This is a genomic window from Segatella oulorum F0390, from assembly GCF_000224615.1.
Lineage (GTDB): Bacteria > Bacteroidota > Bacteroidia > Bacteroidales > Bacteroidaceae > Prevotella > Prevotella oulorum.
Window position 1 is genome coordinate 425227 of record NZ_JH114217.1, and the last position, 10507, is coordinate 435733.

The 10507-nt window shown below is 50.8% G+C and carries 10 protein-coding genes; 2 read left to right on the forward strand and 8 right to left on the reverse strand.

The window, feature by feature from the left end; all coding sequences use genetic code 11:
• Window positions 1-26 precede the first annotated feature (26 nt).
• The 7 genes from HMPREF9431_RS12565 to rpoN all read right to left on the reverse strand — a co-directional run bounded on the left by HMPREF9431_RS12565 (window position 27) and on the right by rpoN (window position 7211).
• The gene (locus HMPREF9431_RS12565) at window positions 27-218 is read right to left on the reverse strand and encodes a hypothetical protein (protein WP_004381363.1); all 192 of its coding nucleotides are present in this window, start codon (window positions 216-218) and stop codon (window positions 27-29) included.
• 521 nt (window positions 219-739) lie between these two features.
• Window positions 740-1972: an FtsX-like permease family protein gene (locus HMPREF9431_RS10935; RefSeq protein ID WP_004381366.1), complete on the reverse strand. Its 1233-nt coding sequence runs from the start codon at window positions 1970-1972 to the stop codon at window positions 740-742.
• Between the two features lie 26 nt (window positions 1973-1998).
• Window positions 1999-2334 (reverse strand): ribosome-binding factor A, encoded by a 336-nt coding sequence (locus HMPREF9431_RS10940; RefSeq protein ID WP_004381367.1) that lies wholly within the window; start codon window positions 2332-2334, stop codon window positions 1999-2001.
• A 71-nt stretch (window positions 2335-2405) separates the two neighbouring features.
• Window positions 2406-4253, reverse strand: a complete 1848-nt coding sequence (locus tag HMPREF9431_RS10945; protein WP_004381368.1) for a 4-hydroxy-3-methylbut-2-en-1-yl diphosphate synthase — start codon at window positions 4251-4253, stop codon at window positions 2406-2408.
• A gap of 86 nt (window positions 4254-4339) precedes the next feature.
• Window positions 4340-4846 carry a 5-(carboxyamino)imidazole ribonucleotide mutase gene (gene purE / locus HMPREF9431_RS10950; RefSeq protein WP_004381369.1) on the reverse strand — a complete coding sequence of 169 codons (507 nt, stop codon included), beginning with the start codon at window positions 4844-4846 and terminating at the stop codon, window positions 4340-4342.
• A 41-nt stretch (window positions 4847-4887) separates the two neighbouring features.
• Window positions 4888-5505: a phosphatase PAP2 family protein gene (locus tag HMPREF9431_RS10955; RefSeq protein WP_004381370.1), complete on the reverse strand. Its 618-nt coding sequence runs from the start codon at window positions 5503-5505 to the stop codon at window positions 4888-4890.
• 194 nt (window positions 5506-5699) lie between these two features.
• Entirely contained in the window at window positions 5700-7211 is a 1512-nt protein-coding gene (gene rpoN / locus HMPREF9431_RS10960; protein ID WP_004381371.1) for an RNA polymerase factor sigma-54, read from the reverse strand.
• A 182-nt stretch (window positions 7212-7393) separates the two neighbouring features.
• On the opposite strand from rpoN, the gene HMPREF9431_RS10965 reads away from it, so the two are divergent.
• Together HMPREF9431_RS10965 and HMPREF9431_RS10970 are read left to right on the forward strand one after the other, a co-directional pair.
• Complete coding sequence (locus HMPREF9431_RS10965) at window positions 7394-8680, forward strand: histidine-type phosphatase (RefSeq protein WP_004381372.1); 1287 nt, start codon at window positions 7394-7396, stop codon at window positions 8678-8680.
• A gap of 12 nt (window positions 8681-8692) precedes the next feature.
• Complete coding sequence (locus tag HMPREF9431_RS10970) at window positions 8693-10177, forward strand: alkaline phosphatase family protein (RefSeq protein ID WP_004381373.1); 1485 nt, start codon at window positions 8693-8695, stop codon at window positions 10175-10177.
• Here the strand turns inward: HMPREF9431_RS10970 and HMPREF9431_RS13300 are convergent.
• Window positions 10160-10507: hypothetical protein (locus tag HMPREF9431_RS13300; protein WP_196794597.1), on the reverse strand; the 348-nt coding region annotated here is incomplete at its 5' end. The two genes, HMPREF9431_RS10970 and HMPREF9431_RS13300, sit on opposite strands and share 18 nt — an antisense overlap.

Sequence of the window (10507 nt, forward strand, 5' to 3'; positions counted from 1 at the left end):
ATTCACAATTAAGCGTTGTTTCCACACTATGGCAACTCTTCGTCGCCTTCTTCATCATATTCGCCATCGCGATGTTCTGACTCGTGTTCGGTGATGCCGCCGCCTTGTCCGGGATGTACTCTCGGACTCTCGCCCAGCAGCAAACTTTCCATGGGCACGGCAATAATACTGCATGCGGGTGTCATGTAGGCCCGCTTACCATTTGTTTTTCTTTTCATTACCTTATATATATTATACTTTATTGTTTGTTTCGTTGGTTATTCCCGCCTTAATTCGCGTAGGCATCCACGCAAAAAGGGTATACAAGAAGTTCTTGAAAAACTTCTTGTATACCCTTTGTTTAAAAGAAATATTTTTGTATATTACGCGCGCATCGCGCGTGTAAATTATAAGATGTGAGCGGTCGCTCGAATGTGTGTGTGTGTGTGTGTTACACAATTATTTGGTTCTACCAAACAATTTATGCTAAAAAACGTAATATGTTGAAACGCTACCATCATATAAACTATACATTCAAATAAAATAAAGAATCTGCCGACAAAGTTAATGCTTTTTAATGAAAGAAGGCGAAAATATTTAAAGAAAAATGGCAAGATGGCAGAAAAAAAGGAAAAAGTGTATGCTTATGATGCTCAGATTGAAAGTATAGTGAAACAACAAGCTTTACAGTCTCTGGGCGAAATGCGTAAGTAAAATCCAAGGAAAAAGCTTATACCGCCCGAACGGTATTTGCTATGGGTTAACTCCTTTCTATATTTTTGCTCATCACCCGAACGGGATACCACACCGAGAGCCAGCCAACGGCGAGCACAGTGATGAAAATAAGCAGCACATCGTCATAGTGTACGCTCACGGGATAGGCATTCACGACAAAGCTTCCGGCGCTGTTGCCCAACGACACCAAACCATATTGTTGTTGAAGCCAGCACAGAAGCAGTCCTAAACCAATACCTAAGATAGCTCCAAAAGCGGAGATAAGTCGACCTTCAAACAAGAAGATGCGTGCAATTTGCCTGTCATCTGCGCCCAAATGACGCAGCGTTTCAACATCGTTTTTCTTGTCAATGATGAGCATGGATAGCGACCCAATGATGTTAAAACAAGCCACCATTAAGATGAAAGTGAGGAAGATATAGGCAATCATCTTTTCAATTTGCATGATCTTAAACGTGTCTTCTTGCTGCTCAAAGCGGTCCAACACCTTATATTTCTTGCCTACGATAGCTTGAATATCACGTTTCACTGCATCCAAATTGCTTCCCTCTTTCAAACGCAACTCCAAGGCCGAGAGGCGTCCTTGCTGTCCAAACAGATGGCGAGCAAAGGCAATGGGCGCAATGATGTAGTTCTTGTCATATTTGCTTTGGTTCACGGCAAACACCACACCCGGCGATAACAGCGAATCGACCACAAAGGCATCACCCGGATTGGTGGCATCAAATTGCCCATTTTTCTGTGGTGCATAGATGCGAAGATAGTCGCCAAAGCGTGCACCCGTGCCCAGATTGTTGGCCAACCGGATGCCCATGATACCATATTGTAGGTTGCCTGCGTGCAGACTATAGTTGCCATCGCCAAACAAAATGTCGCGAATATGGGTTAATTGGTCGAAGTTGTCGTCCACACCCTTCACCTTTACCATGGCCTGTCGCCCCTGATAGATGGCCAAAGCCTGATCTTCCACCGTTTCGGTAGCCACATCAATCGCCTTCAACGCCTTCACTTTGGCCAACAATGGGTCGTTGGCCGCAGCCGTTTTCCCCATCGTGGGCACCACTTCTAATTGAGGATCGAAGTTGGTAAAGAAGGTAGCTACCAAGTCGTGAAAGCCATTAAACACGCTCAACACAATCACTAAGGCCATGGTGGCAACAGCAACTCCGATGACCGAAATCAGCGAAATGACATTAATCACGTTGGTGCTCTTTTTCGAAAAGAGATAACGTTTGGCAATATAAAAAGGAAAATTCATGTCGACGCGAAGCCTAATGCTGGCCTTTATTTTTTCAACAATTCGTCGATGTGTTCTATATAGTCGAGGCTGTCGTCGATAAAGAAGCGCAATTCGGGAATGATGCGCACCTGATTGTGAATGCGGGTGCCCAACTCATAGCGTATGGCTTTCACATTCTTGCGCACATTTTCGAGCAACTCGTCACCCTTTTCACTCGGGAAAACGCTCAGATAGGCCGTGCAAATACCCAAATCGGGACTTACTTTCGTCCGCGTAACGCTCACCATCAGGCCATGCATCGCTCGGGTCTGTTCTTGAAAAATGGTTGCCAACTCTTTTTGAAACAACCTTGAAATCTTATTTTGTCTTGTCTCTTGCATATCGTTTTATCGTTTTGATTCTAATAATGTTGGGTTGCAAAGGTAGGAAAAATGATTCGGTTCACGGTGTATTATTCCTCGCTTTGTGCCGTCTTATCCTTACGAATCAACGCTAACAGGTGGTCGACGGCCACTTCCTGAGGAATATTTTTCTCCACGCAAACCTGCTTTCTATACAGGCTTACGCGGTTAACACCTGCGCCAACATAGCCATAATCGGCATCGGCCATCTCACCGGGACCATTCACAATGCAACCCATGATGCCTATTTTCAGCCCCTTCATGTCTTTCGTTGCTTCACGAATGCGGGCGATGGTCTCGCGCAGATCATAGAGGGTGCGTCCGCATCCGGGACAACTGATGTACTCGGTTTTACTTGTTCTGAGACGAGCAGCCTGCAAAATGCCAAAGGCGGTGTCGGTAATCACCTGCTGAGACAGGTCGCCATCGTTCATCAACCAAATGCCATCGGTGAGCCCATCAATCATCAAAGCCCCCAAATCGGCCGCCGCTTCCAACTGAAACTCGCTCTTCTCGCCGGCCGAATGCTGATACATTTCTGCAAATACCACGGGGTTATAGGCTCCGGCAGCCCACATCTCGTGCACTAACGCACGCTGGTCGGCCAAACGATTTTGATGGTTGCTCATACAAACCACCACCACTTCGGGGTGCAGTTTCAAGCAAGCTAAATATTCTTCGGCAGGCGCACCAAACTGCAATACGAGGAACTTAAGGTCGGCTTTTGTCATACCGATGAATGGAACGGCTGACACAGGAAAGATAGGATAAACGCCCGTTGCGTTGTCAAGTTGGGCATATTGGTTGTAATCGATGAGGTATTTCTGTCCTTCTTTCCGGTCCTTGGGTAATTGTTGTCCCGCATAAATATAATCGGCCTCCTGCGCATTGCCGCTCCATGCAGAAGCGATAACCACAGGATGGTTGCTGCCTCCAATACCTTTCACGGCACGGGTGAATCGCCGTTCGGGGCGAATCCAGTTGAAAGCCTTGGCCATTGTTCCCGGAACGAGCAAATGTCCTTCCTTCTTTCCGATGTAATCAACCAAATGACGTGCTACGGGAATCTCGGCTGCCGGCTCTTCACTGAGGCTCACTCTGATGGTATCGCCAATGCCATCGGCCAGCAAAGCACCAATACCTACGGCGCTTTTGATGCGCCCATCCTCGCCTTCGCCGGCCTCGGTCACGCCTAAATGCAACGGATAGTGCATGTTTTCTTTCTCCATTTCGGCCACCAACAGGCGCACCGACCGCACCATGACCACGGTGTTGGAGGCTTTAATCGAAATCACTACATCGTGGAAAGCCTCGCGTTGACAGATGCGTAAGAACTCCATGCAGCTTTCAACAATGCCTTCGGGCGTATCACCATAGTGGTTTCTGATGCGATCTGACAGGCTACCATGGTTCACCCCAATCCGTATGGCCGTGTGGTTTTCCTTGCAGAGGTTGAGAAAAGGCACAAAGCGCGCTTCGATTTTCTTCAGCTCTCCGGCATATTCTTCGTCGGAATATTCTTGCAAAATAAACTTTCTTGCAGGGTCAACATAGTTGCCGGGATTAATTCTTACCTTCTCGGTGAAGCGAGATGCCACATCGGCCACGTTGGGATTGAAATGCACATCGGCCACCAACGGCGTGTGATAGCCCAACGCATGCAGCCCGTCATGAATGTTTTTGAGGTTCTCGGCCTCGCGTATTCCCTGTGTCGTGAGGCGCACTAACTCGCCTCCCGCATCGATAATCTCACGGGCTTGGTGCACACATGCCTCGGTATCGTTGGTGTTTGTGGTGGTCATGCTTTGCACGCGAATGGGAAATGCGCTTCCCATCTCCAAGTCACCAATATGCACCGTGCTCGTTTCCCTGCGTTTATATTGAAAAATATCAACCATCCGTTTCTCTTTTTTAACCGTTCACTGCCTGCCAATGGCCTGCACCTTGCAAGCCCGTGGCGAAGGAGTTGCCCGCGAAAGGGGACTTAATTACATTTATATTCGTAGTTCACTTGTGCCAAATCGGCATTGGCTTTCTCAATTTTTTGCCCCAAGCTCGCCTTCCATTCGGCCACCTGTGCCGCTACATCCTTATTGGAAAGGGCAATGATTTGCGCCGCTAAGATGGCCGCATTTTGCGCTGCATTCACGCCAACGGTGGCAACAGGAATGCCGGGAGGCATCTGAATGATCGACAACATCGCGTCTAACCCGTCCAACATGCCTTTGATGGGCACGCCAATAACGGGCAAAGTGGTTGAGGCTGCAATCACCCCCGGCAAAGCAGCCGACATGCCTGCTGCGGCAATAATCACTTGAATGCCGCGCGCCTGCGCACCTTTGGCGAAACGTTCGACGGCATCGGGCGTGCGATGTGCCGACAAAGCATTCACCTCGAACGCTATTTTGTGGTCGTTCAACCATTGACAAGCTTTCTCCATCACGGGCAAATCGCTCGTGCTACCCATAATAATGCTAACGATTGGTGTCATAATAAATGATGTTATAAATTGATGCTTAAAAGAATGCTGAATTAAAATCGGGCGATGACAATAAAGGCAATGAAGAAGCCGATGAGCCAGGCCACCACCACTTGCGACAGCGAATGTTGGCGCAACAGCATGCGGCTGCTGCCCACAACGCCCGAGATGAAGATGGTGAGACAGAGCCACCACAACGGATTGAAACCGAAAATGAGCGAGAAAGCCAGCAAGGCACCGACCACACCCCCGATGGCTGCGGCATGAACCGACACTTTCCAACCCACATTAATGAAGGCACAAAACACCTGAATGAGCAGCGCGGCAATGAGAATGCTACCCATGAAATGGGGAATGTGCAGGGCGTTCATCGTGTAATAGGCGGCCGCATAGCACACGATGGAGATGACATAGGGCACCATGCGTCGCTCTTTCACAATGAAATCGAAGGCCTTCCAGCCCTGATAGCGCCGGTAGAACCGAATGAGAAAGGTGGGCAACAAAATGGTGAAGAAGTAGACCAAGGCAAGCACAGAGAGCTTGTAGGCCGTGGGAAGTTGGCTCAGGTAGCTGAACACAAACAGCGCCATCAACCCCACAAGGGGCAGATAGAATGGGGTAAACACCATGCTCACCACCCGTGCGGCCAAGATAAAATCTTTCTCTTTCATTTGCGTTTGTGCGCTCCTCCTATTGCAATTTGATGTAATCTTTTTGTCCTTATGTTGTGCCTATGTGGCTATCCTTTTGCAAACGATGCCATTTTGCAGCCTAAACAAGGCGCTTTTGCGGCCTTATTTGCACCACTTTGTGCACCAATCTGCATGCTTTTGCTTTTACGTTTGTTATCCATCGTCTCCGAAAGCTATGTTTCTTTGCGCAACTTGGCTGTGGGAATGTTCAGCTGTTCGCGATATTTGGCCGCCGTACGCCGCGCAATGGGAAACCCTTTTGTAGCCATAGCCTTGGCCAAAGCATCGTCGCTCAGCGGATGTTGCTTGTCTTCGTTGTCCACAATCGCTTTGAAAGCCAAGCGCATTTGACGCGTTGAGAAGGCCTCGCCCGTGCTCGATGTGAAGGTGTCTGTGAAGAAAAAGCGTAGGGGAAAGGTGCCCCATCGGGTCTGCGCATACTTCACATTGCTCACACGACTCACGGTAGAAATGTCCAATCCCGTGCGGTCGGCGATGTCTTTTAAAATCATCGGGCGCAGTTCTGTCTCATCCCCTTCCTGGAAAAAGCGTTTCTGCCACTCGATGATGGCACCCATGGTGAGCATCATCGTGCGCTGCCTTTGTTTGATGGCAGCGATGTAACCTTGCGCCCGCGCCACCTTTTCTTTGGCATAGAGCAACGCCTCTTTGGTCTGACGGCTCATGCTCTCCTTGTTTTGTTTATAGGCATCGGCCATCTCTTTGAACGAGGACGACACCCTTAATTCGGGTAATTGACCGTTATTGAGGCTGAAGGTGACGGTGCCATCGTCAGCTGTATCGACGATAAAGTCGGGGGTTATCTGTTGCAAACTGCGCCCCTCGGTCTCGCCCAATGCGGCTCCCGGTTTGGGATTGAGCTTGCGAATTTCGTGTTGCAGCGCCTCCACTTGCACATCGGTGAGATGTAATTGTGTTTTGATTTTGTCCCAATTATTTTTGGTAAACGCATCGAAGTATTGCGCGAAAATCACTTCTAACAGGTCTAACACGCGTGGCGTGCTCTCGCCTTCTTCGCGCCATCGTGCCACTTGCAGCAGCAGACACTCTTGCAACGAGCGCGCACCGATGCCGGCAGGATCCATGCTTTGCAGCTTCTTCAGCACGGCTTCAATCTGCTCGGGCGTCACATCGATGTTGTGATAGATGGCCAACTCGTCGCTCAGCATGCCCAAATCTTTGCGCAAGAGGCCGTCGTCGTCCAAACTGCCGATGAGGTATTCCATCACGGCGTGCTCCTCATCGCTGAGGGTGAGCATGCCCATTTGCTCTTTCAACCGGTCATAGAACGACAGCGTGTCGCCATAAACCATCTCCTCATAATCGGCATTGTCGTGGTTGTTGGCATAGTTTGGCGTGGGCATCACGTCGTCGCTGTCGATATTTTCGAGTGCAGCGTCGAGTGCATCTTGCCGTTCCTCCTTCTCGGTTTGCGCTTCAAAGTCGGTGGGTTCGTTGTCGTCTTCGTGCTGTTCTTCATCCAAGGACAGCGCATCGTTGTCGGCTTTCTCCAACGCCGGATTATCGTCCAATTCGGCATGGATGTTTTCTTCTAACTCGGTGAGTGGCATTTCGAGCAAATGAATCTGCAACAACTGTTGCTGCGACAGCCGTATGTTCTGCGCCAACTTCTGCTCCTGCGTTTGTATTAACTTCTGTGCCATGTGCGAATTCTGAAAAAACAAATGCAAAGGTAACGATAATCAGAAACAAAACAAAAAGAAAGAGGGCATTAAACACATTTCGCCGTAAAAATTCATTCTTCATGGTTTTTTGGTGCAAAACGTTGGGAGCATCCAATATTTTCTGCTAACTTTGCATGACATGTAAACCTACGTATAATGAGATGAAACATTATTTATTAGGATTGGCCATGCTAAGCGTCTGCTTCAGCAGCCAAGCACAATCAACAAGAAGCATTTTTAAAGCCGACAGACGTGTGTCGGCAGCCAACTATTTGGCTTATCCGGGACCACAAAAGCAGCCGTTCACGCCGGCACCCAAGGGCTATGTGCCGTTTTACTTGAGCCATTATGGCCGGCATGGCAGCCGCTGGCTCATCGGCGAACGCGACTATCAGCGCCCCGTTGTGTGGCTCATGCAGGCCGACTCGCTCGGCAAACTCACGCCGAAAGGAAAGGAAGTGTTGCAGAAACTGCGCATCATTCGCGATGCAGCCGCCGGACGCGACGGCGAACTCACATTGCTCGGCGCACAGCAACACCAACAGATTGCCGCACGCATGATGAAGAATTTCCCCGAAATCTTCGCCGGCAAAACGCATATCGACGCCAAAAGCACTACCATCATACGCTGCATTCTCAGCATGGAGAATGCTTTGCAACAGCTGGTGCGCCGCAATCCGCAGCTCGTTATCAGCCACGATGCCAGCAACCACGACATGTATTACATGAACCACGACGACACAACGCTCTTCAAAAAGCGCTTCACCGCGACCGCCAAGCAGGCTTATCTTGACTTCAAGAAGCAGCACGAGCAGCCCGCACGCGTGATGAATGAGCTGTTTAACGACACGCAATATTGGAAAAACCATGTCGACACGCTCGCCCTCTACGAAACCCTTTTCCGGCAAGCGGGCAACTTGCAGAGCACAGAGCTGCGCCACACGATGAGCCTCTACGACCTCTTTACCGACGATGAGCTCTACAATCTCTGGCAAGTGCAAAACGCCTATTGGTACATTGCCTACGGACCTTCGCCCCTCAACGGCGGCCATCAGCCCTCGTCGCAGCGGTTCCTGCTGCGCAAAATCATTGCTGAAGCCGACAGTTGCATCCGCTTTCAACACCCCGGAGCAACGTTGCGCTATGGCCACGACACCATGGTGATGCCGCTTTCCTGCCTCATGAACCTCGACAACTTGGGCATGCGCGTCGACAATCTCGGAGAGCTTGACGAGCGCGGATGGCAGGATTACCGCATCTTCCCCATGGCCTGCAACATCCAACTCGTGTTCTATCGCCACCCAACGAAGAAAGACATCCTGGTGAAAATTCTGCGCAACGAGCACGAAGCACGGCTGCCCATCGACAGCACAACCGCACCTTATTATAAATGGAGCGACGTGAAGGCCTATTTCCTCGCGCGCATCCACGAACTTGAAGCAAACTAACTCCGCATCACAATGAAAAAATCCATTTTTATAGGCTTGCTCTTAGCATGCTGCACCGTGCTCAATGCACAGGTGAGACGACCGAAATTGGTTGTCGGAATCGTAGTCGACCAAATGCGTTGGGACTACCTTTATTATTACAACAACGAGTTTGGAGAGGGCGGATTTAAGCGCCTGTTGCGCGAAGGGCGCAGCTGCCAAAACACCATGATACCCTATATTCCCACCGTTACGGCCATTGGTCACTCGTCGATCTACACGGGCAGCGTGCCGGCTTTGACCGGAATTCTCGGCAACGACTTCTTCATCAACGGCCGACCCACCTATTGTTGCCAGGACGACAGCGTGCAAAGCGTGGGCTCAACGACCGTCGAAGGCAAGATGTCGCCACGCAATCTGCTCGCTTCAACCATCGGCGATGAGCTGAAACTCGTCACCAATTTCCGCGCAAAGGTCGTTGGCGTGGCGCTCAAAGACCGCGCCGCCATCCTGCCAGCCGGCCACAGTGCCGACGCAGCTTATTGGTGGGACACACGCGCCGGACACTTCGTTTCGAGCACGTATTACATGCAGCAGCTGCCCGCCTGGGTGGAACAATTCAACAAAACCCACAAGACGGCACCGGGATTCGACCTCAAAACCAACGTCAAGGGCATCCCCATGACCTTTGATATGGCCGAAGCAGCCCTCAGGAACGAACGCCTTGGACAAGGAAACGAAACCGACATGCTCGCCATCAGCGTCTCGTCGACCGACGCTATCGGGCACAAATTCAGCACCCGCGGGCAGGAAATCCACGACGCCTATTTGCAGCTCGACCGCGACTTGACGCGCTTCCTCAACACCTTAGACGCCACTGTCGGCCGCGGCAACTACCTGCTTTTCCTCTCGGCCGACCACGGTGGCTCCCACAATCCCAACTTTATGCGCAGCCACAAGATGCCCGCCGGAGGATTTGAAGCGTGGACGCTCGCCACAAAGCTCAACGAGGCCTTGCAAAAACAATTTGCAACCGGCGCCAAATTGCTGCTGGGCGAAAACTCGCTGCGCATCTATCTCGACCACCAGGCCATCCAAAACGCGGGCTTAGACCTCAACAAAGTGAAGGCCGCCGCGAAGGAATGGCTCGAAAAACAGCCCCACATCACCTATGTTGTTGACTACAACAACGTCGAAACGCAGCCCATTCCGCAGCCCATCCGCGAACGCATCATCAACGGATACAGCCGCGAACGGGGAGGCGATTTGCTCATCGTCACCCATCCCGGATGGATTAATGTGAAGGCATCGCCCACCTATAAAGGCACCACCCACGGGCTGTGGAACCCCGACGATGCCCACATTCCGCTCATTTTCATGGGCTGGGGCGTCGACAAAGGCGAGACTTTTGCCCCCACACGCATGACCGACATTGCCCCCACCATTTGTGCATTGCTCCACATTCAGATGCCCAATGCCTGCGTCGGCAACCCCATCACGTCAGCGATTGACGATTAAAAAGCTTTCATTAGCAGATAAAATTTGAATAAATGAGCGGGCGAGTGTGCTGTGAAGCATGCTCGCCTTTTTCGTCTGTCCACTTTTCCCGATGGGATTTCTGCAAACCGAGGTTGTTTGGCAGTAGCGCCTCGGGATTTTCTGCGCTGCAGGGTTGTTTGGCAGTAGCGCCTCGGGATTTTCTGCGCCGCAAGGTTGTTTGGCAGTAGCGCCTCGGGATTTTCTGCGCCGCAGGGTTGTTTGGCAGTAGCGCCTCAGGATTTTCTGCGCCGCAGGGTTGTTTGGCAGTAGCGCCTCAGGATTTTCTGCGCCGCAGGGTTGTTTGGCAGC